Source organism: uncultured Ruegeria sp. (assembly GCF_947504215.1).
Classification (GTDB): Bacteria; Pseudomonadota; Alphaproteobacteria; order Rhodobacterales; family Rhodobacteraceae; genus Ruegeria.
This window is the reverse complement of the sequence record NZ_CANNGO010000013.1, coordinates 66,026-91,778: the sequence shown is the minus strand read 5'-3', so window position 1 is coordinate 91,778 and position 25,753 is coordinate 66,026. Positions and strand designations below refer to the sequence as shown.

Genomic DNA, 25,753 nt, shown 5'->3' with positions numbered 1-25,753 from the left:
TGCGGCGAGAGTTTCGCGCCCGTTCAAGCTGCGCAAGTGCATTGTCGTCTAAATCTCCCCACACATTTGCTCTCTCAATTGGTTGAGCGCCGGATTCAGTGGGGTGACTTACACTTGCTGTGCGCTACACTTGGCTCATGCGGTGGATCGTTGCGGTATTGCTGGTGATCGGGGGCGGGGCTGTGGCGCAGGAGCGTCGGCCGAGCCATTGTATTGCCATTGCGGATGCGGCGCCGGGGATCGAATATCTGCACAAGGCAGCCTGGAGTGATCCGGTTCCCGAATACTCTGTACGCATCAGTTATATCGCCCATGCATCCTTTCTGATCCAGACCCAGGGTGGGCTGAATGCGGTGACAGATTTCACAGGGTTCATCGGCAGCGCGGCGCTGATCCCTGATATCGTCACCATGAACCATGCTCATGATACCCATTGGACGGCGCATCCCGATCCGGCCATCCCGCATGTTTTGCCAGGTTGGGGTGAGTTTGGGCAGGGTATCGAACATCACCTCGATCTGGGCGAAATGCTGGTGCGCAATGTGTCTACGGATATCCGTTCGGTCTATGGCGGGATTGAGGAACGCGGCAACTCGATCTTTGTGTTCGAGGTCGAAGGCCTTTGCATCGGACATCTCGGCCACTTGCACCATGTCCCGTCGGATGAACAATTCGCTGCTCTGGGGCGGTTGGACGTGGTGATGGCGGCGGTGGATGGCGGCACAACCATGCCATTGCCGGAAATGATTTCGGTACTGAAGAGGCTAAAAAGCTCGGTCATTATTCCGATGCACTGGTTTTCGGGATTTTCGTTGGACCGATTTCTGGTCGACATCCGCAATGACTTTCCGGTGGAACGCAAAGGAGTCTCGGAAATCACTGTGTCACTCAGCGACTTACCAGATCGGCCCACCGTCGTGGTGCTTGAGCCGCGCTATCTGATCGAGCTGGAATAGGGCTTGTCGTTGGGGCATGCGTTGGGCAAGGAAGGGGTATGAGTTTAAACCCTGCTGATGACCGCCTTGCTGCCCTGATCCGCTCAGAACTGGGTGACGATATTTTACGCCCGGTCTCTGACCGCTACCTTGACGAACCTCGGAACCGATTTGTGGGCCATATCGGCCTGCTGGCCCTGCCGCGCAACGTGGAAGACGTCGCTACGCTGGTGCGCCTTGCCGCCGCGGCACAGGTGCCGGTGGTGCCCTACGGTGGCGGAACTGGATTGGTCGGCGGGCAGGTAATGACCCAAGGCCCGGCACCACTGCTGATTTCGTTGGAACGGATGACGGCCATTCGGGCGGTGTATCCGACCGAAAACGTTCTGGTGGCCGAAGCGGGTGCTGTGCTGTCCGACGTTCAAGATGCCGCCGGAACGGCTGATCGCCTGTTTCCGCTGTCTTTGGCCGCGCAAGGGTCCTGTCGGATCGGAGGTAACCTGTCCACCAATGCGGGCGGGGTCAATGTCTTGCGCTATGGCAACGCGCGCGACCTGTGCCTTGGGTTGGAAGCTGTGCTGCCCGACGGTCAGATTTGGAATGGCCTCAGCCGTTTGCGCAAGGACAACACTGGGTACGACCTGCGCAACCTGTTGATCGGGGCTGAAGGCACGCTGGGGATCATAACCGCCGCCGCGCTGAAACTGTTCCCGCGTCCGGCTGCAACTGGAACTGCGGTGTTTCAGGTGCCGTCACCTGAGGCAGCAATCGATCTGCTCGCTGCCGCGCGAGATCAGGTAGGAGAAACCGTCAGTACGTTTGAACTGATCCACCGGCAGGGGCTTGATTTCCTGACCGAGGTCTTGCCGGATGTCCGCCAACCCTTTGAGGTCAAACCCAAATGGTGTGTGTTGATTGAACTGGGGCTGCCGAAGGGTCAGTCGCCTGCCGATGCGCTCACAACTCTTTTCGAACATGCCGAAGCGCAAGGATTGGTCAGCGATGGGGTCATTGCCCAAAGCGAAGCACAGCGGGCCGATCTGTGGGCGGTGCGAGAGCGTATCCCCGAAGCCAATCGTTTGATTGGATCGGTATCGAGCCACGATATCTCGGTCCCGATCTCAAGAATCCCTGAATTCATCCGACAAGGCGCAGACGTAGTGGCCGCGCTTGGCCCGTTCCGGATCAATTGCTTTGGTCATTTGGGGGATGGGAATTTGCACTACAACGTGTTCCCGCCCAAAGGTCAGAACCGGTCGGATTATGAGAAGGATCGTAGCTTAGTCAAAACCGCTGTGCATGACCTTGCGGATAGGTTCGATGGGTCCGTCAGCGCGGAACATGGGATTGGGCGCCTGAAGACATCTGATTTGGAGCGCTACGGCGATCCTGCAAAGCTCAGCGCTATGCGAGCGATCAAGGCCGCACTTGATCCCAAAGGCATCATGAATCCCGGTGCCGTGCTGATAGGGTGAACACGGCCTGGTCAGACCAAGCCGTGTTTGGACGTTCGGTTACGAACCGGGCAGGATCACTTTGTCGATGACGTGGATCACGCCATTCGAAGTCTCGATATCAGCCTGAACGACATTTGCATCATTGACCATCACACCCGAATCCAGATCGATGGTGATGTCACCGCCCTGCACGGTGGCCGCGGTCATGTCGTCGGACAGATCCCCCGACATCACTTTGCCCGGGACCACGTGATAGGTCAGGACAGCAACCAGCTGATCCTTGTTTTCTGGCTTCAACAGATCGGCCACAGTCCCTTCCGGCAACGCGGCAAACGCATCATCGGTGGGGGCAAACACGGTGAACGGGCCTTCGCCTTTAAGCGTGTCGACCAATTCAGCGGCCTGAACGGCGGCAACGAGGGTTTCAAAACTGCCAGCTGCGACGGCAGTGTCCACGATGTCCTTGCCGTGACCATCGGCCATGGCAGAGGTAGTGAACAGGATCGAAGCGACACCGGCGACGGCGAATTTGCGGAACATGATGTAGTCTCCCTGAGTTGAAATGCTTCATGCAGCATCAACAAGGATACGGAGCGACCACACAATAAGATCACCGGGCAAAAGCGGTATTCATGCTTGAAGTCGCGTCAAAGCGCACTAAGCCATCCGCTTCGCGATTATCCACTCACAAGTTTGTGAAATCAGAGGCGTCAAAGCCCTTCAAATTCGCACAGGACATGGACATCCATGCCCATATCCTCAAGCACTTTACGACCACCCAGTTCCGGCAGGTCGATGATGAACGCGCATGAGATAATCTCACCGCCCAGCCGTTCGATCAGCTTGATCCCTGCGGCCGCAGTGCCGCCGGTGGCCAACAGATCGTCCACCACCAGAATCTTCTCTCCGGGTTGGATCGCGTCATCGTGGATTTCAACGATCGCTTCGCCATATTCCAGTTTATAGTCCTGGCTGATCGTTGTGCCGGGCAGTTTGCCTTTTTTGCGGATCGGGACAAACCCGACGCTTAACTGATGCGCAATGGCTCCGCCCAAAATAAACCCGCGTGCTTCGAGGCCGACCACCTTGTCGATACGCTCACCAGCATAAGGGTGCAGCATCTGGTCAATAGCAACGCGAAACCCGCGCGGGTCGGCGAACAGGGTCGTTACATCGCGAAACATGATCCCTTCATGCGGGAAATCGACAATGGTCCGGATGTAGTCTTTGACCGTCTTGTTTCTGGACATGAGCCAACCCTTTTACGTCAAAACACGCGGGGCTGTTTGGCCCATTGGGGTCAGTCATGCAACAAAAGAATGCCTTGTGGGGCTATTTGCGGCCACCAGGCAGGGCTTTGGGCAATCCATAATAGCGATACAGCGCGACCGGCAGCCACGAAAGGTGGGGTTTGCGCCAGTTACGTTGGTCGCGCAAAAGGAATGCCTGAGCGACATTAAGATTCATTGCCATCATCCTATTTTTGTTGTTAGGTGCCCGATATCTACATTCTCTATGCTATGTATATACAATGCATAGAGAAAAGAATCAAGAAGTTGACAGGACCAAGGCGCGTGGCAAAGAAAGACGGTAAGGTATCTACCAAGAAAAACAGTCAGTTGGTCTTGCGGTTGGACAAAGATGAGCGTGACGCATTTGTAGATCTCTGCAAGAATCTGGACACCTCGGCCGCGCGGGAAATCCGGCGCTTCATTCGTAGTTTTATGAAAGAAAACGCTGAGGATTAACGCCCTGTGTCAGGCCGGTCGGCGCAGGATAGCTGTTGCGACGCCCATCCCGATCAACGTCAGCCCGCCGAACCGCGTCATCGCCGTGATGACACCCGCGCGTCCGATCATCCGGCGCAAACGATCGGCCAAGAGCGCATAGGCCAGCGCATTCAACCACGCCAGCCCGACGAACGTCGCGATCAGGATGGCAAATTGTGGGCCCAGCGGGTCGGCAGGGCGCAGGAATTGCGGCACGAAGGCAATGAAGAAAGCAATGGATTTTGGGTTCAACGCGGTCACGGCGGCGGTATGGCCAAAGACGTTGCGGGCGGTCACGCCTTGCCCGGTTTCAACGGGCGTGAGACCGCCTGACGGCGCGCTGCGCAGCAATTTGACGCCCAGCCATACCAGATAGGCCGCACCGACCCATTTCAGCACAGAAAACAAAGTGGCCGAGGCCAGCACCAGCGCACCCAATCCCAGCAATGACGCGGTCATTGCCACAAAGTCGCCCACTGCGACCCCGGTCGCCGATGCCACCGCAACGCTACGCCCTTTGGACAAAGCATAGCTAAGCACCAATAACACGGTTGGTCCGGGGATCAGCAGAAGCGCAGTCGAGGCTGCAACAAAGGTAAGCCAGAGATCTAAAGACATTTTTTGCAACTCCCGGATTCTACGACAATTTCCGTCAGCTAAGACACGGTCTGTTTCAAAGTCAATCCAGAGGGGAACGCCAACAGCCATCGGATTCGATCTGTAAGATTGCCAGCGAGTCGCTTTTTTCTGCGTTTTATGTTAAAATTGAAGCTTATTTTATTCGGAGTATTTCTTATGAAGTGGTTTGCAGCGGGGCTTATGCTCCTTATTTTTCTCGTTCCTGTAAGTGTTAGTGCCCAAGGATGCCCAAACGGTTATTCGGATTGCGGGGGCAACCTGTGTTGTCCAACGGTGCAGCAATGAACTTGTCTGGTTTTGGAGAAGCAGTGCGATCCCGCGCGGGCTACTTGCTTGCTGTCGCTGGTGTGATCGCAGTTGTGGCGGTCTGTGCGCCGCTCATTCTGGATGCGGACGAAGCTGATTTGCGCTATGACCGACACAGCATTCCGGCGCATCGACTTGATAGTCCCAATCCGGGTGACGCATACGCGTTTGACCATTCCACAGGCGATTTCTTTCCCATCAAACTGTGCAAACTGCACATGGCCGACTCTTACCCGATCGCGCCCGTAAGGTTTGCTGGTATCAATGAGTGGGGAAAGGGCTTTAACGACGCAATCTCTCAGGTCGGGCAGTTTGTTGGTGAGAAGATTCTCGCGAACATGAATCTGGACGATGCGCGTGTGGTTTGGGAATACAACAAGATCTACCGCAGTGCTGAGCTGAACTCGAAACTCGAACGCGAGTGCCTGGACCGGGTGATTGAACGCGTGCGGATGCCTGATCAGTCGGTGTACATCGTTGACATGGTCTATTTCCGACCAGACAGTCCCGATCGGCCTGAACTGGTGCAATTGTCACGCTCCAGTATCATTCCAAAAGACTGTGGCGCACACTGCGTGAATCCGACGCCGAAACATCAGGTCCTTAAGATTGGTTGGCTGACGCGCGTAAAAGCGGATTGGGAATTGGTGCGCATCGAATAGGCGCACAGAATTCTCTGTGGCTGAACTGGGCGGTTACAGAATTCGCCCAGCCACTGCATCCAACTTGGCCAGCAATGCTGGGTCGCGTTTTTCTGGGGCGGTCAGGATGGCATATTCCAACGCCCGATCGCAGCCATGGGGGCAGGGCGCGCGCTCAACTCCTAAAAGGGCGGGCAATCCCTTGACCAAGGCGCGACCTTTCTCGGCGTTGTCCGTCAGCGTCGCGATGATCGCGGTGACGTCGACCTCTCCGTGGTCGGGATGCCAGCTGTCAAAATCTGTGACCATTGCGACTGAGGCATAACAAAGCTCTGCTTCGCGGGCGAGTTTCGCTTCGGGCATGTTGGTCATGCCGATCACATCACATCCCCACTGCTCACGGTACATTTTGGATTCGGCAAGGCTGGAAAACTGCGGGCCTTCCATTGCCAGGTAGGTGCCGCCGCGATGAACGGTGATCCCAGCGGCTTTGCCAGCTGTTTCGCACGCGTCGCTCAGACGCGGGCAGGTGGGATGGGCGACGCTGACATGGGCCACACACCCGGTGCCAAAAAAACTTTTTTCGCGCGCGAAAGTGCGATCGATGAACTGATCGACGATCACGAAATCCCCCGGCGCCATATTTTCGCGAAACGATCCGCAGGCAGACACCGAGATCACATCCGTCACGCCCAGCCGCTTCAGCGCGTCGATATTGGAGCGGTAAGGCACCTCGGTTGGCGAATGCACATGGCCGCGCCCATGGCGGGGCAGAAAGGCCATGTCCACCCCGTTCAGCGATCCGGTCAAAATCTGATCTGACGGATCGCCCCACGGTGTTTCAACTGTAACCCACTCGGCATTTTCCAGGCCGTCGATGTCATAGATACCCGATCCTCCGATAACGGCGATTTTAGTTTGGGTCACGTGTCGTCTCCGCTTGATGAATCCGTTCAGACCTATCTGCGGCTCAGTTGCTCATTTGGCAAGTGGCACTTGCACCGTCTTGCGTGATCGGCTGCGGTTGAGATGGATCACGAGGCCACGGTTCCGTGTGATCCATATTCCAACCACGCGCGATCTTCACGCGTAAGATGTGCCTCCATGATCGCGTCATAAGCGGCCAAGTCTTTGTCTGTCAGCCTACCGCGCCACTTGCCGCTGGTACCGCTGTGAAAAAACTCTGAGTCTGATTTCATGAACCCTTTGCCGCCTGATGGAGCAAAACGCACAGCATTGGCCTTCATATTGTTGAAGGTTGCTGCCTGAACCAACTGGTCCATAACAGCGGTAGAATGTGATACGTCCAATATATCGGCCAGTCTGGCAAAGGTACTGGCCAGATCGCGGGTCATGTCGGCATAGTGAAAGAGCGACACGTTTGGTCGATCGGCAACGGCCATTGCAGCTTTGTAATGCTGAAGTATGTGCGCGAGTGGCATTGCATCCCCATCGAACCCTTCTGCTCCGCCATCCAAAAAACGGCGAAAGGTGATGCCGTCAGTATCATCCTCGGGGTACCATGTATCAAACCACGGCAACGGAATGTTGCGTACGTGTTTGCGAAACGAGAAATGCGCATCAAGGGGGTGACGAAACACGCAGATGTACTGTGCCCTATTGTCCAGCGGCAACCCGTCCATCGGCGTGTGGCTTTTCATGCTGCGCCGATGCTGCATGGCTTCAAGCCGATCAGCAACCTCTGGCATCTCGCGGATACGAATATCGACCCATGGCATTTTCACAGATAACTCTGTCTCGACCTCTGGATCACCGGAGAACAGCAGGGACACAATGGTTTGCATCCAGGTGGTTCCGCATTTCGGAGGGGTCACGACGAGCACATCGTCCGGGCGGATGTTGACCATATCCCAACGTCTGTTGTCGGTCAGAGGGCCGAGATAGAGCTTTCGGGTCGTCATGTTTGACTTCTCCTGCATGCGGGTTGCGTCAGGAAAGGTGGAGTGAAGGCAGAACGCAACAAAATTTGGCCTGTCACAGGCAGAAGAATATCCAATCAGTGCTTGCCGCTTTGTCGGGATAAGTTCGCTTTAGGCTTTGACGCGGATATTGGTTTAAGATCATGGGGCGCTTTACGCATAGCTATGCGTAAAGCGCATATCTGCATCCCGGTTGGCGCGGTATCCCGATGGGGCTATGACAGGTACAAGGGCGCCTTCGCGCCAACAGACCCAAGCCACAGGACAACCCGATGCCCCGAGCCATGCTGGCAAGCTTTGCCAAACGCCTTGCCATTCCCGATCTGCGCTGGTCGCCTGACGAAGGCCTGACCGTATCGCGGTTGCGGATCGAGTTGCTGTCGGGCCTGACTGTGGCTTTGGCATTGGTGCCCGAGGCGGTGGCTTTTGCCTTCGTCGCAGGTGTCCACCCACTGGTCGGCCTCTATGCGGCATTTCTGGTGGGCCTGATCACCGCACTGATCGGTGGCCGCCCGGGCATGATTTCGGGCGCGACTGGGGCGCTGGCCGTGGTGATGGTGGCGCTGGTCGCGCAGCACGGGGTCGAGTACCTTTTCGCGACAGTTGTTTTGATGGGTATTTTGCAAGTCACCGCAGGCGCGATGCATTGGGGGCGGTTCATCCGGTTGGTGCCGCATCCGGTGATGCTGGGCTTTGTGAACGGTCTGGCGATTGTGATTTTTCTAGCCCAGATGGGGCAGTTCAAAGTCCCGGGCACCATGGAAAACACCGGTCATGGCATGAGTGGGGGCGAGTGGCTTTCGGGTCTGCAGCTATATACCATGCTGGGTCTTGTCGGTTTGACCATGGCCGTGATCTGGGTGATGCCGCGCGTCACACGCGTTATTCCGGCACCGCTGGCCGGGATCGTCGTGGTCGCAGCGCTGGTGATCGGTTTTGGCCTGAACGTGCCGCGTGTTGGCGATCTGGCCTCAATCGAAGGTGGATTGCCGATGTTCCACATCCCGATGGTTCCACTGAACTGGCAAACGTTTGAGATCATCCTGCCATATGCCGTCATTCTGGCCGCGATTGGCTTGATTGAATCGCTGCTGACGCTGAATCTTGTAGGTGAGATCACGGGCAAGCGGGGTGGGGCATCGCAGGAATGTATCGCGCAGGGTGTTGCTAACGTGACCACTGGTTTCTTTGGCGGTATGGGCGGTTGCGCAATGATCGGTCAGTCGATGATCAACGTGAAATCCGGTGGTCGCACGAGGGTGGCCGGGATCGCTGCAGCCATGTTCTTGCTGATATTCATCTTGTTCGCCGCACCTTTGATCGAACAAATCCCACTGGCTGCTCTTGTCGGTGTGATGTTCATGGTTGTGATTGGCACCTTCGCCTGGAACTCGTTCAACATCATGCGCAAGGTGCCGCTGACCGACGCGTTTGTGATCGTTCTGGTGACGGTTGTCACCGTGATGGAGGACCTCGCGGTCGCTGTTGTGGTTGGCGTGATCGTCTCGGCACTGGCCTATGCCTGGAACAACGCGAAACGCATCCACGCGATCACCCGTGAATCCGAGACCGAAAAGGGTGCCAAAGTATATGAGATCCAAGGCCCGCTGTTCTTTGGCTCGTCCGAAGGCTTTTTGGAAATCTTCAACGTATCAAACGATCCTGAAACCGTCATTATTGATTTTGCGGCCAGCCGCGTGGTCGATCAATCGGCTTTGCAGGCGATCGAGAATATCGCGGGCAAATATGAAGCTGCTGGCAAACGCGTCATGCTGCGACACCTCAGTCGGGATTGCCACAAGCTGCTGAACAAGGCCGGGCACCTGATGGTCGACAGTGACGATGACCCGGATTACGAGTTGGCCGTCGACTATTCCGTCAGAACCGGCATTCTGGGCGGGCACTGAGTTTTGAAAGGCGGCCTATTTGGCCGTCTTTTACTTAGGCGCTATGTTTTCCAAGGCGCGAATATCCCCGGCCATCAAGGCACTTTCGGCCTTGGTGATGATCTCGGGTGGCCAATCCCACCACTCAAGCGCCAACAGGGCATCGATTGTATCATCTTCAAACCGAAGCCTGCTTATCTCGGCCGGGTTGCCGGCGACAATTGCATAGGGCGGAATAGCGCCCCGTACCACCGAACCAGCGCCGATGATTGCACCAGTGCCGATCTGCGCCCCTGGCAGAATCAGCGCGCCATATCCAATCCAGACGTCATGTCCGACAACCGTATCGCGTGTATCTGGTTGAAACCCAGACATGCGGTCCGGATCAAAGACCTGAAACGGAAAACAGGTCAGCCCGTCCATAGCGTGATTGGCCGAAGATGTGATGAACCGCACGCCATGTGCAATCTGGCAGAACTTGCCCAGCACCAGCTTTTCCCGCGAAAAGGGAAACAGGTAGGGGGCGAGCCGCGTGGCCCAATCCTCGTGCGCATCAAAATCCGAGGCATAGCTATAGGCCCCGGCCTCAAAACAGGGATGATCTATCGCTTGGGACAGAAAGACCGTGCCCTTGTGATCGGACCCATCGGGCAGCGTAATCGGGTACCGGCGTTTGGGATCAGGTAGCGGCATCAGTCGTCAGGCCTTGAAAGACTGAACAACTCGTTCACTACGGAATAGTCCCGATACCCCAACCGTGCCAGAGGCCGGAACGAGGTGACGTCGAATTTGCCATCACGCATATGGTCGTCATGCAGATGCACACCGGTCACTTGCCCAAAAACCACCCGGTTGGCCTCACCCTGCAATGTCACGATCTGGGTCAGCTTGCATTCCAACGACGCCGGGGCGCCTTGGATGCGGGCACAGGGGATGGTTTCGCATTCAACGGGGACCAGACCGGCATGATCAAACTCATCGACATGCTTCGCCACCCCCGCAGAGCTGGCATTCATCGCATCCCGATGGGCATATCCCACGACGTTGACGCAAAACACTCCTGTTGCTTCGATATTGGCGATACTGTCCTTGCCGCCATCTTGATCGTGCTTGGTTCCGGTAGATGCGAACATCACTTGCGGTGGTGTGTAGGCGACCCCATTGAAAAACGAATACGGTGCCAGATTATTGACCCCATCCGCATCGCGGGACGAGATCCAGCCAATCGGGCGTGGCGTGATAATGGCGTTGAACGGATTGTGCGGCAAACCGTGACCGTCTTCGGGGCGATAGAACATCTGATCTCCAAGCGTTTGCCCAAGGCGTACCGAAGTGCTAGGGCGAATTCCAGTAAGGAAAAGAGGGCAGGTTGCAGCAGTTCAGGATCAGACCGGAAGAGCCGGATGATTGGTGGGAGGTCGAAGCGCTCTATGACCTGTGCTTCGCCCCTGGGCGCGAGGCGCTGTCCTCGTACCGCCTGCGCGATGATGTGCCCGCCGTGGCGGGCCTGTCTCTGGTCGCGCGCGACGGGCAGGGCATTCTGGCTGGCGCCATCCGCTTCTGGCCTGTCCATGTCGGTGAACATGATGCATTACTGCTGGGCCCGGTTGCCGTTCACCCTACCCATCAAGGCGAAGGCTTGGGTGGTTATCTAATCCATGCCGGGGTCGAGGCCGGTCGTGCCAAAGGCTGGCAAAGGGTCATGTTGGTGGGGGATGCGCCCTACTACAAGCGATTTGGGTTTATACCGTTGCAGGGGGTTCAAATGCCACCGCCGACCAACCCTGACCGTGTTCTGGGCATGGAATTGATCCCCGGCGTCTGGGCCGATGTTCGCGGTGCGGTTAAGCGCTGGACCCAATGACCTATTGAAACGAAGGTGCTAAATGCCAATGTTTAACCGGCAGGAGGGCACAGATGCACGATATGGTTCTTGTCGAAAAAGTGGATGCCGAGGCGGAGCTTGACCGGTTGGCGGATCACTATCGTTCGGCCGGTGGAACTGGTGTCAAACTGTTGAACAAGCTGGGCGGGTCAGCAGAATCGCTGCTCGACCAATTGCCGGATCCGGTGCGGCAAGGCCTGACCGGGGCGACTGAGCATGCGTTGTGGGCGGCCATTCACGCAGCTCAGGGATCGCGACGGGCGGTTCCTGATCAAAAACCCTGGGTCAACACCGCTGTAACAACCGCAATGGGTGCGGCCGGGGGCTTGGGTGGGGTTTCCACGGCCCTGGTTGAACTGCCTGCAACAACGACCATGCTGTTGCGCTCGATCCAGGGTGCTGCTGCGCGCGAAGGATTTGATCCGGCAGAGGAAAACGTGAAGTTCGATTGTGTTCGGGTTTTGTCCGCCGCTGGCCCGTTGTCTTACGATGATGGCGCAGATTTGGGCTTTTTCTCTGTGCGCCTCACACTGACCGGCCCGGCGATGCAAAGGCTGATTGCTGCTGTCGCACCGCGGCTTTCAGTTGTACTGGGGCAAAAACTGGCGGCGCAATCCATCCCTGTGTTAGGGGCGCTGGCCGGAGGCGGAACCAATTTTGTTTACGCACGCTACTATCAACAGATTGCCCATGTTCATTTTGGCCTGCGACGTTTGGCAATTGATGCCGACATTCCACATGACGAACTGGTTCGAAAATTGTCTGCCCGCATGTGATCCAGAGCTGCTTAGGCGGCCGAACTTGGCTATAAACGCATCATATGGTATGCAATGTGTAGTCGGCCGCAAAATATGAACAACAAAAGTGGCCCGGCAAACAGGTAAAGAATCCAATTGAAGGGCGTGTCGGCGCGATGAATGCACGGCTTCTGCCAAATGCACTGCACGGGAACAGGAAATGCCCTGTTCTGCCGCAATCGGCCGCTTTGTGTTATAGGATCGAGCGTGGTCGCACCGAGGTTTTGTTGATCACCACAAGACGGTCGCGTCGCTGGATTGTCCCTAAAGGCTGGTTGATCAACGGCCTGACCCCAGCGGAAACAGCAGCAAAGGAAGCATGGGAGGAGGCCGGAGTAGAAGGCAAATGCAGTTCAGACAAACTGGGCCAGTTCACGTATCTTAAGCAACGTCCAGGTCAGGGGATCGTACTATGCGTGGTGGATGTGTTTCCGCTATATGTGCGCTCTTTGGCATCGAGTTATCCCGAAAAAACGGAACGCAGTCGCAAATGGTGCTCGCCTAAGAAAGCGGCATCAAAGGTCCGATCACCGGATCTTGCAGCCATCTTGCGAAGTTTTAAACGATTTTTGCACTGATGAGACAATAGGATGTCTTGATATTGCCAAGCCGGTCGGTATCTATTCGCCAACCGGTGTTTTGGAAAGACTATGATTCAATACGCACTAAAATGCACTGACGGCCATACATTTGACAGCTGGTTTCAATCGGCTGAAGCCTTCGACAAACTCGCAGCAGCGGGCATGGTGACCTGCGCGATTTGCGGGTCGGATGAGGTTGAAAAAGCCATCATGACACCGCGCGTCCGCCCGGCGCGTGCGGAAAAGACCCAACTCGAGCCTGCATCTCCGCCGTCAGGCGACATCGCTGTGGCGACAGCCGCGCCTGACGTTGAAAAAGTTCTGGCCGAGCTGCGGCGCAAGGTAGAAGAGAACTCGGATTACGTCGGCAAGGATTTTGCCAGCGAGGCGCGTAAGATTCATCTGGGCGAAGCGCCTGATCGCGCAATCTATGGTGAAGCCAAGCCCGAAGATGCCAAAGCATTGGTGGAAGATGGCGTGCCGGTTGCTCCGCTTCCGTTTGTACCCAGTAGGAAGACAAATTAAGCCATGCATATCGTGATCACCGGGGCCAATCGTGGAATCGGGCTGGCCTTGGCAGATCGGTTTCGTGATCGCGGCGACGACGTGACAGGAACAGCGCGCGACGAAAGTGCACAGGTTCGGCTGGACGTCTCAAACCCTGAACAGCAAGCGGCTATGGCTGGACAATTGAAGGGGCAACCCATCGATCTGCTGATCTGCAATGCCGGTGTTTATCTGGACAAAGGCCAAAGCATCGACGGATATCCGGCAGATATGTGGGCCGAAAGCTTTGCGGTCAATGTTACGGGGGTGTTTCTGACGGTTCAGTCCCTACTGCCCAACTTGCGCGCCGCGCAGGGAAAAATAGCGATTATTTCTTCGCAGATGGCATCGCATACCCGCGCACCAGGCGGGAGCTATATCTACCGTGCATCCAAGGCGGCGGCTTTGAATCTGGGGCGCAATTTGGCCGCCGATCTCAAAAGTGACGGGATCGCCGTGGGCATCTATCACCCGGGTTGGGTGCAAACGGATATGGGTGGATCAGCTGCTGCCATCAATGTCGATCAGGCCGCAACAGGTCTGATCGATCGTTTTGACGCCTTATCCTTGGATGCCACGGGTTGCTTTGAGACCTATGACGGGCAACCGCACGCTTACTGAGTGTTCAGCGCCGCTTTGGGGATTTCATAAACCTCACCCGGTTCGATGAAAATCACCAGCAGATCGCCGCGGGTCTCATAAGTGAGCTGTGAGGTCGAGCTGCTGGAATCCGGCACGCCGTCAGTGAAGTAGATGTTTCGCACGTCGCCATTTCCAATGGCCACGGCCAGTGTCGCTGTGCCGTCATCGCGTCGACGCAGTTCTGCGTTACAGCTTTGCAACGGATCGCCTGCTTTGGCAGCGCAAGGCACGGTCCCCAGTGCACTTTGACCGTCGGTTCCGGTCTGCGTTGCAACCTGCGCCAGGACAGGGGACGAGATGAGGGCAAAGGCGATAGCTAAGCGGTACATGAATAACCTCTTGGAACAACTGTTGCTGACAGGCTGGCACTGCGCCAACACATTGTAAAGCGGCCCTGCGCTGCAGGCGGGTCCTGTTTGCGCCCTTGCCCTTGCGGGTCCCCTCGCATAAGACGCACGGGACCAGAAATCCAAGGCGCGGAGACACTTGCCCCCATGCCCGTACTCGTGATGAAATTCGGTGGCACATCGGTTGCCAATCTTGATCGCATCCGCCGCGCGGCCAAACGCGTTGGCGTCGAAGTGGCCAAGGGATATGACGTTATCGTCATCGTTTCGGCGATGTCGGGCAAGACGAACGAGCTGGTGGGATGGGTCAACGAAACATCACCCTTGTTCGACGCGCGCGAATACGATGCGGTCGTATCTTCGGGCGAAAACGTGACCGCCGGTCTGATGGCTCTGACGCTTCAGGAGATGGACGTGCCCGCACGCAGCTGGCAAGGCTGGCAGGTGCCGTTACTGACCACCAGCGCTCACAGCCAGGCGCGGATCGAAGAAATTCCGACCGAGAATATCAGCCAGAAATTCGACGAAGGTATGAAGGTGGCCGTGGTGGCCGGTTTTCAGGGTCTCAGCCCCGAAGGCCGTATCACCACGCTGGGCCGGGGTGGGTCGGACACTACAGCCGTCGCGTTTGCGGCCGCATTTGGGGCCGATCGTTGCGATATCTATACCGATGTGGATGGCGTCTATACCACGGACCCGCGCATCTGCGAAAAGGCCCGCAAGCTGGACCGGATCGCATTCGAAGAAATGCTCGAACTGGCCTCGCTGGGGGCCAAAGTGCTGCAGACCCGTTCTGTCGAGCTGGCGATGCGCAACAAGGTGAAACTGCGCGTTCTTTCAAGTTTTGAAGAACAAACAGACGAGGCCGGGACACTGGTCTGTGACGAGGAGGATATTATGGAATCCAATGTTGTGGCCGGTGTGGCTTATTCCCGCGACGAAGCCAAAATGACCGCGGTGTCGGTGGCCGACCGTCCGGGCATCGCCTCAATCATTTTCACGGCGCTCAGCGATGCGGGCGTCAATGTGGACATGATCGTGCAGAACATCTCGGACGAAGGGCGCACTGATATGACCTTTTCCTGCCCGACCGATCAGGTGGCACGAGCAGAGCAGGCGCTGACAGGTATCAAGGACAGCGGCGAGTTGAATTTTGCCGAACTGGTTGCCGACGAAGATGTCTGCAAGGTCTCGGTTGTGGGCATTGGCATGCGCTCGCAATCCGGTGTGGCGGCGAAAATGTTCAAGGTGCTCTCGGATGAGGGTATTAACATTAAGGTCATTACAACCTCTGAGATAAAAATTTCCGTCCTCGTGGATCGGAAATACATGGAACTTGCGGTTCAGGCACTGCATGATGCCTTTGAACTGGACAAGGCGGCCTGAGCATCTCAGCCAAGGATCTCGCCTAACACACTAAATTGGTTGGGCCATGGTGGACGGCACCGAAACAGAATCCCGCAAGCTGCTTGGGCGGTTACGCGAAGAGATGGCGAGCGAAGCCGCCGGTCAGGAACGGCTTGACCGGATCACGCATCTGATTGCCGATAGCATTCAGCGCGAGGTCTGCTCGATTTATCTGTTCCGTGACGAAGACACGCTCGAACTATGCGCGACCGAGGGCCTGTCTCCGGAATCGGTGCACAAAACCCGCTTGCGTCTGGGCGAAGGGCTTGTGGGCCGTGTCGCCAAGTCCGGCAAAGTGGTCAACACGGCCGATGCACCGTCGGCCAAGGGGTTCCGTTTCATGCCCGAGACGGGTGAGGAACGGTATTCGTCTTTCCTTGGTGTGCCGGTACAGCGTCTGGGTCAGAAGCTGGGCGTTCTTGTCGTTCAATCACGTGAAGCGCGCGAGTTTACTGCCGATGAGATTTACGCATTAGAAGTGGTTGCCATGGTCCTGGCCGAAATGGCCGAACTGGGCGCATTTGTTGGTGAGGGCGCCGCTTTGTCGCCGCTGCACCAGCAATCTGTTTTGTTGCGCGGTGGCCCGGCACAGGAAGGATCGGCCGAAGGCCATGTCTGGCTGCACGAACCGCGCGTCGTTGTCACCAATCCCATTGCCGAAGATCCCCATCGTGAACGCGAACGTTTGACCGAGGCGGTCGAGGAACTGCGTGTTGGCGTCGACAAGATGCTGGAAATTTCCCAAGGGGGCGACAAGGACCAACTGAAGGTTCTGGAAGCTTATCGTATGTTCGCTAATTCCAAAGGCTGGATGCGCCGAATGGAAGAGGACATTGCGCTTGGCCTTAGCGCTGAGGCTGCGGTGGAAAAGGAACAGTCTCAGGCGCGTGCCCGCATGGGACAGGTTACAGATCCTTACCTGCGCGAGCGCTTGGCCGATCTGGATGACCTCAGCAATCGGCTTCTGCGCATTCTGACAGGGCAGGGCAAGACTGACAGTGCCGACTTGCCGCCAGACCCGATCCTGATCGCGCGAAACATCGGCCCTGGAGATTTGCTGGAATATGGCCGCTCGCTCAAAGGGATCGTGCTTGAAGAAGGCTCAGTCGGCAGTCATGCGACCATTGTGGCCCGCGCGCTGGCGATTCCGCTGGTGGTGCATGTGGGCCGGATCACGACCGAAGCCCTGAACGGGGATCATGTTCTGGTCGATGGTGATCAGGGAGTTGTGCATCTGCGGCCTGAGGATACCGTAGTCAGTGCCTTTCGCGACAAGATCGCCATGCAGGCCAAGGCGCAGGAACGCTATGCCTCGATCCGGGAAACGCCAACGGTCACGCAGGATGGATCACGGATCAACATGGTCATGAACGCCGGGTTGATGGCCGATCTGCCGTCCCTTGAAACATCAGGGGCCGAAGGGGTCGGATTGTTCCGGACCGAGCTGCAGTTCCTGGTGCGCAACAAAATGCCCAAGCGTTCCGAACTTGTGACGCAATATCAGCGTGTTCTGGACGCGGCAGGGGAAAAACGTGTGGTCTTCCGCACGTTGGATATCGGGTCGGACAAGGTTCTGCCCTACATGAAGCACGTGGCCGAGCCGAACCCAGCTTTGGGCTGGCGTGCGATCCGCGTCGGTCTGGACAAGCGCGGCGTGATGCGGATGCAATTGCAGGCATTGCTGCGCGCGGCAAACGGCCGTCCGCTGACCATCATGTTTCCGTTTGTGGCGCAGGCAGATGAATTTCGCGAGGCCCGATGGGAGGTCAACAAGACCATTGAACGCGAAAAGCGACTGGGTCATGCGCTTCCGGAAACGCTTGAGGTCGGCGCGATGTTGGAAACACCCTCATTGGGCTTTGCGCCGCAGAAGTTTTTTGATGAGGTGGATTTCATTTCTATTGGCGGCAACGATCTAAAGCAGTTTTTCTTCGCAGCCGATCGCGAAAACGAATTGGTGCGCCGCCGCTATGACACGCTCAATGTCAGCTTCCTCAGCTTCATTGAACGCGTTGTCGAACGCTGCGAAATCTCAGACACTCCGCTCAGTTTTTGCGGCGAAGACGCTGGTCGACCGGTTGAGGCGTTGTGTCTAGCCGCAATGGGCATTCGCTCACTGTCAATGCGCCCAGCGTCTATTGGTCCAGTCAAAAGCTTGCTTTTGCGGTCGAACTTGCAAGAGGTCCGCAAGATCATTGCCGATGCTCGCCATCGCGGTGAGCAATCCGTTCGACCTGCCGTAATGGAGTGGCTACGCAGTCAGGCCTGATCTGGAAAACAGCATCATCCGCGAAACTGTGCTTGATTTTTGCGCCTCTCCTTTCTATCTACGCGGTAAATGTTAGCGATAACATGTCTTGCTTTGTGTGTTTCGCACCAGTGCAAACACCGTGGTAAGCTGACCGCAGTGAACTCAAAAGGAGCCCGGTGATGGTTTCACGCGTAATTCCGGTAGATCCGTTCGATCTGGTATTGTTCGGCGCAACCGGCGATTTGGCGCAACGCAAGATCCTGCCCGGCCTGTATCACCGCTTTGAAGTGGGGCAGATGCCGGACAAGGCGCGTATCATCGGCACCGCAAGGTCTGACATGGACAGCGACGGGTTCCGTGATCTTTTGCGGGCTTCGATGCAAAAGTTTGCGCCGAGTTTTAAAAAAGATACTCTCGATCGGTTCTTGAAACAGGTTGAATATGTATCAGTCGATGCGCTTGGTGATGCAGGATGGAAGGCCCTTGGTAAATCGCTTCGCGACGATGCCGTTCGGGCCTTTTACTTGTCGGTCGGCCCCAGCCTGTTTTCCGGCATTGCCCAACGTCTGCATGATCACGGAATGGCCACACCGGACAGCCGTATCGTTGTTGAAAAACCATTTGGGCATGACCTGGCCTCGGCCAAGGCCTTGAACGAAGGGTTACGGGCCTGTTTCGACGAGCATCAGATTTATCGGATTGATCATTATCTGGGCAAGGAAACCGTGCAGAACTTGATGGCGCTGCGTTTTGCCAATTCCCTGTTCGAACCACTGTGGAATTCGACCCATGTCGACCATGTTCAGATCACCGTGGCCGAAACCGTAGGTGTCGAAGGGCGGGGGGCATATTACGACCAGTCCGGCGCGATGCGGGACATGATCCAGAACCACCTTGTGCAGCTGTTATGTCTGACGGCGATGGAACCGCCCTCTAAGTTCTCCTCGAATGCGGTTCGGGACGAAAAGGTCAAGGTGATCGAAGCGCTGGAACCCGTGACGCAAGCTGACATCGCCCGTGGGCAATACCGGGCCAATAAGGGCGAAGGCGGGTATGTTGATCATGTCGGCGACCCGGCTAGTCGCACCGAGAGTTACATCGCGCTCAAGGTTCATGTGGGCAACTGGCGTTGGGCCGGGGTGCCGTTTTATCTGCGCACCGGCAAGCGCCTGCGCGCCCGCGAATCCGAGATTGCGGTGTTCTTCCGCGACCCACCTCACACGATCTTTCCCAATGTCGGTCCATTGCATGGCAACGTGCTGGTGATCCGACTGCAACCGGACGAAGGCATCACCCTGCGCACCACGATCAAAGAACCCGGGCAGGGCGGGTTCCGCCTGTCCGACGTTGCGCTGGACATGAGCTTTGCCGACGCGCTGGGTAACGACTCACAATCCCCCGATGCCTATGAACGCCTGATCATGGACGTGATCCGTGGCGACCAGACCCTGTTCATGCGCGGGGATGAGGCCGAGGCCGCCTGGGCCTGGGTCGATCCCATCATTCATGGTTGGGAAGAGCGCGGCGACCGCCCGTCCCGCTATGATCAGGGCAGCTCTGGCCCGGAAGAAGCACTGATGCTGATGCATCGCGATGGTCGCCGCTGGCGCCAGATCGGAGGGTAATCATGGTTCATTCAGTCATTACCGACGTCACCCAGAGGATTATCGACCGCAGCGGGCCCTCACGCGGTCCGCATCTGGAGCGGATGGAACAGGCCAAGTCAAAAGGCCCTGCGCGCGCGCATCTGTCCTGCAGTGGTCAGGCCCATGCCTATGCTGGCGCGGGCGAAGATCAGCAGTCGATGGCCACCGGCACTGCAGGAAATCTGGGCATTGTAACGGCCTATAACGATATGCTCTCGGCACATCAGCCGTTCGAACGCTACCCCGGTCTGATCCGCGATGCGATTCGGGCCGCCGGAGGCACAGCGCAGGTCGCAGGCGGTGTGCCCGCCATGTGCGATGGCGTCACGCAGGGCGAGGCGGGGATGGAGCTTTCCCTGTTCTCGCGCGATGTGATCGCTCTGGCCACTGGTGTCGCACTTAGTCACAACACCTATGATGCTGCCGTGTTCCTCGGTGTCTGCGACAAAATCGTGCCCGGACTGGTGATCGGCGCTCAAGCCTTTGGTCATCTGCCTGCCGTTTTCCTGCCCGCTGGCCCGATGACCAGCGGACTGCCAAACGATGAAAAGGCCAAGATCCGCCAAAAATTTGCGGCAGGTGAGATCGGCCGAGAGGAATTGATGGCCGCGGAAATGGCCGCTTATCACGGCCCTGGCACCTGTACGTTCTACGGCACTGCCAACACCAACCAGATGCTGATGGAGTTTATGGGTCTGCACCTGCCGGGCTCCAGCTTCATCAATCCCAACACGCCCCTGCGCGATGCGCTGACCGAGGAAGGCGCTCGCCGTGCATTGTCCCTCAGCGCGCTGGGCAACAGTTATACCCCAGTTTACCAAGTCCTGGATGAACGTGCCTTTGTAAACGGTATCGTGGGCTTGATGGCTACGGGCGGTTCAACCAATTTGCTCATCCATCTCATCGCTATGGCGCGGGCAGGTGGTATCGTGCTGGATTGGCAGGATTTTTCCGACATTTCAGCGGTCGTACCGCTGGTGGCGCGGGTTTATCCCAATGGTCTGGCCGACGTGAACCATTTTCATGCAGCAGGTGGGCTGGGGTACACAATCGGAACGCTTCTCGAAGATGGCTTGCTGCATCCCGACACGCTGACGGTCGCCGGGCAGGGCCTGCACAATTACACCCAAGAACCCAAGCTGATCGAAGGTGAATTGGTCTGGCAGGATGGCGCAGGTCACAGCCTGAATGAAAAGATTATCCGCCCGGCCAAAGACCCGTTCCAGCCAACCGGAGGCCTGTCGCGCCTGACCGGCAATCTGGGAACTGGTGTGATGAAAGTCTCGGCCGTCGCCCCTGAACATCAGGTTGTCGAAGCACCTGTTCGCGTCTTCCACGATCAAGTTGAAGTCAAGGCCGCGTTCAAGGCCGGAGAATTCACCGATGATGTAATCGTAGTCGTCCGGTTCCAGGGCCCCAAGGCCAACGGCATGCCCGAGCTGCATTCGTTGACACCGATCCTGTCGATTCTTCAGGGCAGGGGGCAAAAGGTGGCTCTGGTCACCGATGGCCGCATGTCGGGCGCGTCCGGCAAGGTTCCTGCCGCGATCCATGTCTGTCCCGAGGCTTTGGATGGGGGGCCGATCGCCTATCTACAAGACGGTGATCTGTTGCGTGTTGATGCCGTGAACGGCGAGCTTGAAATCCTCACCGAAGGGGCTTTGGACCGCGCTCCTGCGACCGCCGATCTGTCGGCAAATCAGCACGGCATCGGGCGAGACCTGTTCACCCCTTTCCGCAACGCCGTCGGCTCGGCCGATAACGGTGCCAGCATATTCGGAGCCTGAGCCTCATGTCTGACAAAACCCAACGCACTCGCGAAATCTGTGCCCTTGCACCTATCGTTCCGGTCCTTGTGGTCGATGATGCATCCCAAGCGCGTCCGCTAGCCGAGGCATTGGTCGCCGGTGGCCTGCCAGCGCTTGAAGTTACGCTGCGCACACCCGCTGCGCTCGACGCTATTCGCGCGATGTCGCAGGTTCCGGGGGGAGTTGTTGGCGCAGGCACGCTGATCACGCCCGAAGATGTCCGTGCCGCCAAAGAGGCAGGCGCTCAGTTTGGCGTCTCGCCCGGTGCCACAGACGCGCTGATTGCGGCCTGTGAGGCTGAAGGCTTGCCCTTGCTGCCGGGCGCTGCTACCGCCAGCGAAGCCATGCGCCTGCTCGAACTTGGCTACGACATGCTGAAATTTTTCCCAGCCGAAGCTTCAGGTGGCGCGCCCGCGCTGAAAGCGATTGGCGCACCGCTGCCGCAGATCAGATTCTGCCCAACCGGTGGCGTGTCACCATCGAACGCGCGCGACTATCTGACCTTGTCGAACGTGGTTTGCGCCGGGGGCAGTTGGGTCGCGCCCAAACAGATGGTCGAAGGTGGTGACTGGGCGGGTATAGAATCGCTGGCGCGTGAGGCGTCAAAGCTGACGGATTGACGCCGCCTTTAGCGACGCTAGGGTAGGGCTCAATTCAAACAGGTTGACCTCATGACAAACAAAACCACTCTCGCGCAGGGGCGCGAGTATCTGGCCATTCCCGGGCCCTCGGTCATGCCCGACGCCGTCTTGCAGGCGATGCACCGCCCGTCCCCCAACATCTATGATGGCGCATTGATCGAGATGATGCCCGCCCTGACCGCAGATCTGCGTCAGGTTGCCCGCACGCAGTGTGATGTGGCGATCTACATTGCCAACGGTCACGGCACGTGGGAGGCCGCGCTATCCAACGTGATCGCCCCCGGTGAAACCGTTCTGGCCCCGGCCTCGGGCCGCTTCACCCATGGTTGGGCCGAGATGGCCAAAGGCATCGGCGCCGAGGTCGAGATACTGGATTTTGGTACCGCTTCCCCGTGGGATTTTGGCCGCATCGCCGAGGCGCTTCGGGCCGACACACACCGCCAGATCAAAGCCGTGCTTGCGGTGCATGTGGACACATCCAGTTCAATCCGTAACAACATTCCCGCGTTGCGTGCTCTGCTGGATGATCTGGATCATCCTGCGCTTTTGATGGCCGATTGCATTGCCTCGCTGGGTTGCGAGCGGTTCGAAATGGACGCCTGGGGCGTCGATGTTATGGTCACAGCCTGCCAGAAGGGGTTGATGACCCCGCCCGGTGTCGGATTTGTCTTTTTCAACGATAAGGCGCAGGCCAAACGGGCGGCGATGCCGCGCGTGTCGCAATATTGGGACTGGCAGCCGCGCGCCAATCCCGAACTGTTCTACCAGTATTTCAATGGAACCGCTCCGACCCACCACTTGTACGGGCTACGCGCCGCATTGGATATGATCGGTGCAGAAGGGATCGAGAATGTCTGGTCCCGACACGAACATCTGGCCGCAGCGGTCTGGACAGCTTGCGAAATCTGGTCTGGCGAGGGGGCATTGCAGCTCAATGTCACTGACCGCGAATATCGCAGCCATGCTGTCACATCCCTGCGTCTGACCGAAGAACGCGGGACCCCCCTGCGCGCCTTCACTGAAAATCAGTTGGGTCTAACGTTGGGGATCGGCCTTGGTATGGCGGATGCCGAAGGGTGTTTCCGCCTGGGCCATATGGGCCATGTAAACGGGCAGATGACTATGGCCATGCTGGGCGGCGTTGAAACGGCCATGGCTGCACTGAACATCCCACGGGGCTCAGGCGCACTGGATGCCGCTGCGGCCGTGTTGGCGGGACAAATCTAGCGGCAAGTAAAGACCCGCCCCCGCTTCATCTGGCTACAAATATCCTCGGGGGTGAATTGGCCTTAAGGCCAAGAGGGGGCAGACAGCCCCCTTAACCGTCATTACTCAGGCGTTGCCAGCGGCCACGGACAGCGCCACCGGCAGCGCAGCTGCAAAAGCATCCAAATCCGCCTCAGTGCCACAGCTCACCCGAATGCAGCGGTTTTGAGGGGCCGCAAACGGCATTCGCACAAAGACGCCCTGCGCGACCAGCGCATCTAAAACAGCCTTGGCAAACACCCCATCTCGTCCACAGTCGATGGCAACGAAATTGGTGGCCGAAGGCAAAGGCTGTAACCCGTTCTCCTCGGCAATCTTACCAATCCGCCTACGCGCCTGGCCGATCTTCTGCTGCACGTCGGCCAGCCAGGTCTGATCGCGCAATGCCGCCAACGCACCTGTCTGTGCCGCGCGGTTCATTCCGAAATGATTGCGCACCTTATTGAAAGCCGAAATCAAGCTCGGCGCGCCAAGGGCATAACCGACCCGAGCACCCGCCATACCGTAACCTTTTGAAAAGGTGCGCATTCGGATCACGCGCAGATCATCCGCAGCGACCGGTGCCGCAGTGCCGTCCGGGGCGCATTCTAGATAGGCTTCGTCCAGCACCATCAGGCAGCCCTCGGGCAAAGCGTCCAACGCCGCCACGATGTCCGCCCCGCGATGCCAGCTGCCCATGGGGTTGTCCGGATTTGCTAGGTAAACCAGTTTGGCGCCAACCTCAGCGGCTTTGGCAATCAGCGCAGTGGGGTCCTCTTGGTCATCGGAATAGGGAACCTTGTGCAAAATCCCGCCAAATCCTGCGACGTGATAGTTGAAGGTCGGGTAAGCACCGTCCGAGGTTACGACCGGATCCCCCGGACCCACGACCAGACGCACCAGATACCCCAGCAATCCATCGATCCCTTCGCCCACCACGATGTGGTCGGGCGTGACCTCGTGATGATCCGCCAGGGCATGGCGTAGATCGTGATTCTCCGGGTCACCATACATCCAGATCTCACCTGCTGCCTGTTGCATCGCTTCGATCGCCCGTGGGGATGGGCCAAAAACACTTTCGTTGGCGCCAAGCCGCGCATCAAAGCGCGCGCCGCGCAGGCGTTCCTGCGTTTCAGGACCCACGAAAGGGACGGTTGCGGGAAGGGATTGGGCAAGCGGGGTGTATCGGGGACCAGTCATGCGCGCACCTAATCGCAAGGCGGGCGGCGGGGCAAGCCTTGCACCCCCGGACATTCGCCGCCAGTGTGCAGGCAATTAAGCAAAGAGGATTTCATGCGCTATTTCATCGGTCTCATTCTCATCGGCCTTGCCTATCTGTTGTTCTGGCCCATCCCTGTTGAACCAATCGCGTACGAGCCGCCCGAAACGCAAGGTTTCACTGGCGATTTCGCTGAGAACAATGCTCTGGATCGGCTGGACCTAATCTCTTTGCCGGGCGGAGAAATCGGCCCGGAAGATATCGCTGTCCTGCCAGATGGCAGCATCTACACCACCAGCCTGTCCGGCGTCCTTTACCGCATTGACGGCGCAGAACCGGTTGAAATCGATCAATTGGGCGGGCGACCACTGGGCTTGAAACCCGGCCCTGACGGTGCGCTGTATATCGCCGACAGCTTTCGGGGCCTGATGCTCTGGAGCGGTCCGGGCACGCTGGAACCCGTGGTCTCGGATATCAACGGCGCCCCGGTCATCTATGCGAATCAACTGGACGTGGCACAGGATGGGACGGTCTATTTCTCGAACTCATCCGACCGGTTCGATCCCGAAACCATGGGCGGGACAAAACCCACGTCTGTCATGACAATTTGGGAGCAATCAAACGCCGGCTATGTCGCAAAACATAGCCCCGATGGAACCACAGAAAAGATCGCCGAAGGGTTTGTCTATACGAACGGTGTCGCGCTGTCGCCGGAAGAGGACTTTCTGTTGATCGCCGAAACTGGCCGGGCACGTGTCCATAAGCTTTGGCTCAATGGTCCAAAGGCGGGTCAGCAAGAGGTCCTGCTCGACAATCTGCCAGGCTATCCGGACAATATCGAAGCTCAGGGCGATGGTACGTATTGGATGGCCTTTGCCAGCCCACGTGTGCCAGCCGAGGCGTTGATGCCGTACCCGTTTCTGCGCAAAATCATTTGGCGGCTGGGGCCGACGGTCCGGCCAGCCGCTATCCATCGTGGAATGATGGTGCAATTCGACGGGGACGGGACCATCCTTCAGACATTGCAAGATCCCGATGGTCGGTTGGGCATTACGACCGGCGGCAAGATCGCCGGGGACCAGTTCTATGTGATGACGCTGGATTCGCCTTGGTTCGGACGAATGCCTGTGGCCCAGATGCCCTGACGTCGCAGTAGAACCAAGCC

Annotated in this window: 27 protein-coding genes; 17 read left to right on the top strand and 10 right to left on the bottom strand. The window is 57.6% G+C overall.

The genetic code is table 11. The features are described 5' to 3' along the window. The first annotated feature begins 137 nt into the window (after nt 1-137). Together Q1B21_RS18835 and Q1B21_RS18830 are read left to right on the top strand one after the other, a co-directional pair. Nucleotides 138-956, top strand: a complete 819-nt coding sequence (locus Q1B21_RS18835) for an MBL fold metallo-hydrolase (protein ID WP_299892084.1) — start codon at nt 138-140, stop codon at nt 954-956. A gap of 38 nt (nt 957-994) precedes the next feature. Continuing rightward, nucleotides 995-2,410, top strand: coding sequence for an FAD-binding oxidoreductase (locus Q1B21_RS18830; protein ID WP_299892081.1), 1,416 nt, complete (start codon nt 995-997; stop codon nt 2,408-2,410). Nucleotides 2,411-2,449: 39 nt separating this feature from the next. Here Q1B21_RS18830 and Q1B21_RS18825 read toward each other — a convergent pair whose 3' ends face one another. The 3 genes from Q1B21_RS18825 to Q1B21_RS18815 all read right to left on the bottom strand — a co-directional run bounded on the left by Q1B21_RS18825 (nt 2,450) and on the right by Q1B21_RS18815 (nt 3,859). Then, the gene (locus tag Q1B21_RS18825) at nt 2,450-2,932 is read right to left on the bottom strand and encodes a fasciclin domain-containing protein (RefSeq protein ID WP_298937020.1); all 483 of its coding nucleotides are present in this window, start codon (nt 2,930-2,932) and stop codon (nt 2,450-2,452) included. A gap of 170 nt (nt 2,933-3,102) precedes the next feature. Further along, nucleotides 3,103-3,642 carry an adenine phosphoribosyltransferase gene (locus Q1B21_RS18820; protein ID WP_298937019.1) on the bottom strand — a complete coding sequence of 180 codons (540 nt, stop codon included), beginning with the start codon at nt 3,640-3,642 and terminating at the stop codon, nt 3,103-3,105. Nucleotides 3,643-3,724: 82 nt separating this feature from the next. Next, entirely contained in the window at nt 3,725-3,859 is a 135-nt protein-coding gene (locus tag Q1B21_RS18815; RefSeq protein WP_298937018.1) for a hypothetical protein, read from the bottom strand. A 107-nt stretch (nt 3,860-3,966) separates the two neighbouring features. On the opposite strand from Q1B21_RS18815, the gene Q1B21_RS18810 reads away from it, so the two are divergent. Next, nucleotides 3,967-4,140, top strand: coding sequence for a hypothetical protein (locus Q1B21_RS18810; protein WP_298937017.1), 174 nt, complete (start codon nt 3,967-3,969; stop codon nt 4,138-4,140). Nucleotides 4,141-4,149: 9 nt separating this feature from the next. Here Q1B21_RS18810 and Q1B21_RS18805 read toward each other — a convergent pair whose 3' ends face one another. Then, a complete protein-coding gene (locus Q1B21_RS18805; RefSeq protein ID WP_299082779.1) occupies nt 4,150-4,779 on the bottom strand; it encodes a LysE family translocator in 630 nt (209 codons plus the stop codon). 245 nt (nt 4,780-5,024) lie between these two features. Here Q1B21_RS18805 and Q1B21_RS18800 point away from each other — a divergent pair, with 245 nt between their 5' ends. After that, nucleotides 5,025-5,768, top strand: a complete 744-nt coding sequence (locus Q1B21_RS18800; RefSeq protein WP_299892076.1) for a hypothetical protein — start codon at nt 5,025-5,027, stop codon at nt 5,766-5,768. 33 nt (nt 5,769-5,801) lie between these two features. On the opposite strand, the gene Q1B21_RS18795 is transcribed toward Q1B21_RS18800, so the two are convergent. Beyond that, a complete protein-coding gene (locus Q1B21_RS18795) occupies nt 5,802-6,674 on the bottom strand; it encodes an S-methyl-5'-thioadenosine phosphorylase (RefSeq protein ID WP_299892075.1) in 873 nt (290 codons plus the stop codon). A 107-nt stretch (nt 6,675-6,781) separates the two neighbouring features. Beyond that, the gene (locus Q1B21_RS18790) at nt 6,782-7,669 is read right to left on the bottom strand and encodes a sulfotransferase domain-containing protein (RefSeq protein ID WP_299892072.1); all 888 of its coding nucleotides are present in this window, start codon (nt 7,667-7,669) and stop codon (nt 6,782-6,784) included. Nucleotides 7,670-7,959: 290 nt separating this feature from the next. Here Q1B21_RS18790 and Q1B21_RS18785 point away from each other — a divergent pair, with 290 nt between their 5' ends. After that, nucleotides 7,960-9,594, top strand: a complete 1,635-nt coding sequence (locus Q1B21_RS18785; protein ID WP_299892069.1) for a SulP family inorganic anion transporter — start codon at nt 7,960-7,962, stop codon at nt 9,592-9,594. Between the two features lie 30 nt (nt 9,595-9,624). On the opposite strand, the gene Q1B21_RS18780 is transcribed toward Q1B21_RS18785, so the two are convergent. Further along, nucleotides 9,625-10,266 (bottom strand): CatB-related O-acetyltransferase, encoded by a 642-nt coding sequence (locus Q1B21_RS18780; RefSeq protein WP_299892067.1) that lies wholly within the window; start codon nt 10,264-10,266, stop codon nt 9,625-9,627. After that, nucleotides 10,266-10,871: a flavin reductase family protein gene (locus tag Q1B21_RS18775; RefSeq protein WP_299082767.1), complete on the bottom strand. Its 606-nt coding sequence runs from the start codon at nt 10,869-10,871 to the stop codon at nt 10,266-10,268. The genes Q1B21_RS18780 and Q1B21_RS18775 overlap by 1 nt, the downstream gene beginning before the upstream one ends. Nucleotides 10,872-10,942: 71 nt before the next feature. Between Q1B21_RS18775 and Q1B21_RS18770 the strand changes: the two genes are divergently transcribed. The 5 genes from Q1B21_RS18770 (at nt 10,943) to Q1B21_RS18750 (ending at nt 14,003) form a co-directional block, all read left to right on the top strand. Then, the gene (locus Q1B21_RS18770) at nt 10,943-11,437 is read left to right on the top strand and encodes a GNAT family N-acetyltransferase (protein WP_299082765.1); all 495 of its coding nucleotides are present in this window, start codon (nt 10,943-10,945) and stop codon (nt 11,435-11,437) included. Nucleotides 11,438-11,490: 53 nt separating this feature from the next. Continuing rightward, entirely contained in the window at nt 11,491-12,234 is a 744-nt protein-coding gene (locus Q1B21_RS18765) for an EcsC family protein (RefSeq protein ID WP_299082763.1), read from the top strand. A 137-nt stretch (nt 12,235-12,371) separates the two neighbouring features. Next, complete coding sequence (locus Q1B21_RS18760) at nt 12,372-12,833, top strand: NUDIX hydrolase (protein ID WP_299892062.1); 462 nt, start codon at nt 12,372-12,374, stop codon at nt 12,831-12,833. Nucleotides 12,834-12,905: 72 nt separating this feature from the next. Further along, the gene (locus tag Q1B21_RS18755; protein WP_299892059.1) at nt 12,906-13,361 is read left to right on the top strand and encodes a DUF1178 family protein; all 456 of its coding nucleotides are present in this window, start codon (nt 12,906-12,908) and stop codon (nt 13,359-13,361) included. Between the two features lie 3 nt (nt 13,362-13,364). Beyond that, a complete protein-coding gene (locus tag Q1B21_RS18750; protein ID WP_299892056.1) occupies nt 13,365-14,003 on the top strand; it encodes an SDR family NAD(P)-dependent oxidoreductase in 639 nt (212 codons plus the stop codon). Here Q1B21_RS18750 and Q1B21_RS18745 read toward each other — a convergent pair. Continuing rightward, nucleotides 13,997-14,353, bottom strand: a complete 357-nt coding sequence (locus Q1B21_RS18745) for a hypothetical protein (protein ID WP_299892054.1) — start codon at nt 14,351-14,353, stop codon at nt 13,997-13,999. The two genes, Q1B21_RS18750 and Q1B21_RS18745, sit on opposite strands and share 7 nt — an antisense overlap. A 165-nt stretch (nt 14,354-14,518) precedes the next feature. Between Q1B21_RS18745 and Q1B21_RS18740 the strand changes: the two genes are divergently transcribed. The 6 genes from Q1B21_RS18740 to Q1B21_RS18715 all read left to right on the top strand — a co-directional run bounded on the left by Q1B21_RS18740 (nt 14,519) and on the right by Q1B21_RS18715 (nt 23,351). After that, a complete protein-coding gene (locus tag Q1B21_RS18740) occupies nt 14,519-15,757 on the top strand; it encodes an aspartate kinase (RefSeq protein ID WP_299892051.1) in 1,239 nt (412 codons plus the stop codon). A 46-nt stretch (nt 15,758-15,803) separates the two neighbouring features. Further along, nucleotides 15,804-18,047: a phosphoenolpyruvate--protein phosphotransferase gene (gene ptsP / locus Q1B21_RS18735; protein ID WP_299892050.1), complete on the top strand. Its 2,244-nt coding sequence runs from the start codon at nt 15,804-15,806 to the stop codon at nt 18,045-18,047. 161 nt (nt 18,048-18,208) lie between these two features. Next, complete coding sequence (gene zwf, locus Q1B21_RS18730) at nt 18,209-19,654, top strand: glucose-6-phosphate dehydrogenase (RefSeq protein WP_299892046.1); 1,446 nt, start codon at nt 18,209-18,211, stop codon at nt 19,652-19,654. A gap of 2 nt (nt 19,655-19,656) precedes the next feature. Beyond that, the gene (gene edd / locus Q1B21_RS18725) at nt 19,657-21,462 is read left to right on the top strand and encodes a phosphogluconate dehydratase (RefSeq protein WP_299082748.1); all 1,806 of its coding nucleotides are present in this window, start codon (nt 19,657-19,659) and stop codon (nt 21,460-21,462) included. 5 nt (nt 21,463-21,467) lie between these two features. Continuing rightward, a complete protein-coding gene (locus Q1B21_RS18720) occupies nt 21,468-22,103 on the top strand; it encodes a bifunctional 4-hydroxy-2-oxoglutarate aldolase/2-dehydro-3-deoxy-phosphogluconate aldolase (RefSeq protein WP_299892043.1) in 636 nt (211 codons plus the stop codon). Between the two features lie 51 nt (nt 22,104-22,154). After that, the gene (locus Q1B21_RS18715) at nt 22,155-23,351 is read left to right on the top strand and encodes an aminotransferase class V-fold PLP-dependent enzyme (protein ID WP_299892040.1); all 1,197 of its coding nucleotides are present in this window, start codon (nt 22,155-22,157) and stop codon (nt 23,349-23,351) included. Between the two features lie 105 nt (nt 23,352-23,456). Here the strand turns inward: Q1B21_RS18715 and Q1B21_RS18710 are convergent, their stop codons facing one another. Beyond that, nucleotides 23,457-24,569, bottom strand: coding sequence for a pyridoxal phosphate-dependent aminotransferase (locus Q1B21_RS18710; protein ID WP_299892038.1), 1,113 nt, complete (start codon nt 24,567-24,569; stop codon nt 23,457-23,459). A gap of 93 nt (nt 24,570-24,662) precedes the next feature. Here Q1B21_RS18710 and Q1B21_RS18705 point away from each other — a divergent pair, with 93 nt between their 5' ends. Next, nucleotides 24,663-25,733, top strand: a complete 1,071-nt coding sequence (locus Q1B21_RS18705) for an SMP-30/gluconolactonase/LRE family protein (protein WP_299892035.1) — start codon at nt 24,663-24,665, stop codon at nt 25,731-25,733. The last annotated feature ends 20 nt before the right edge of the window (nt 25,734-25,753 follow it).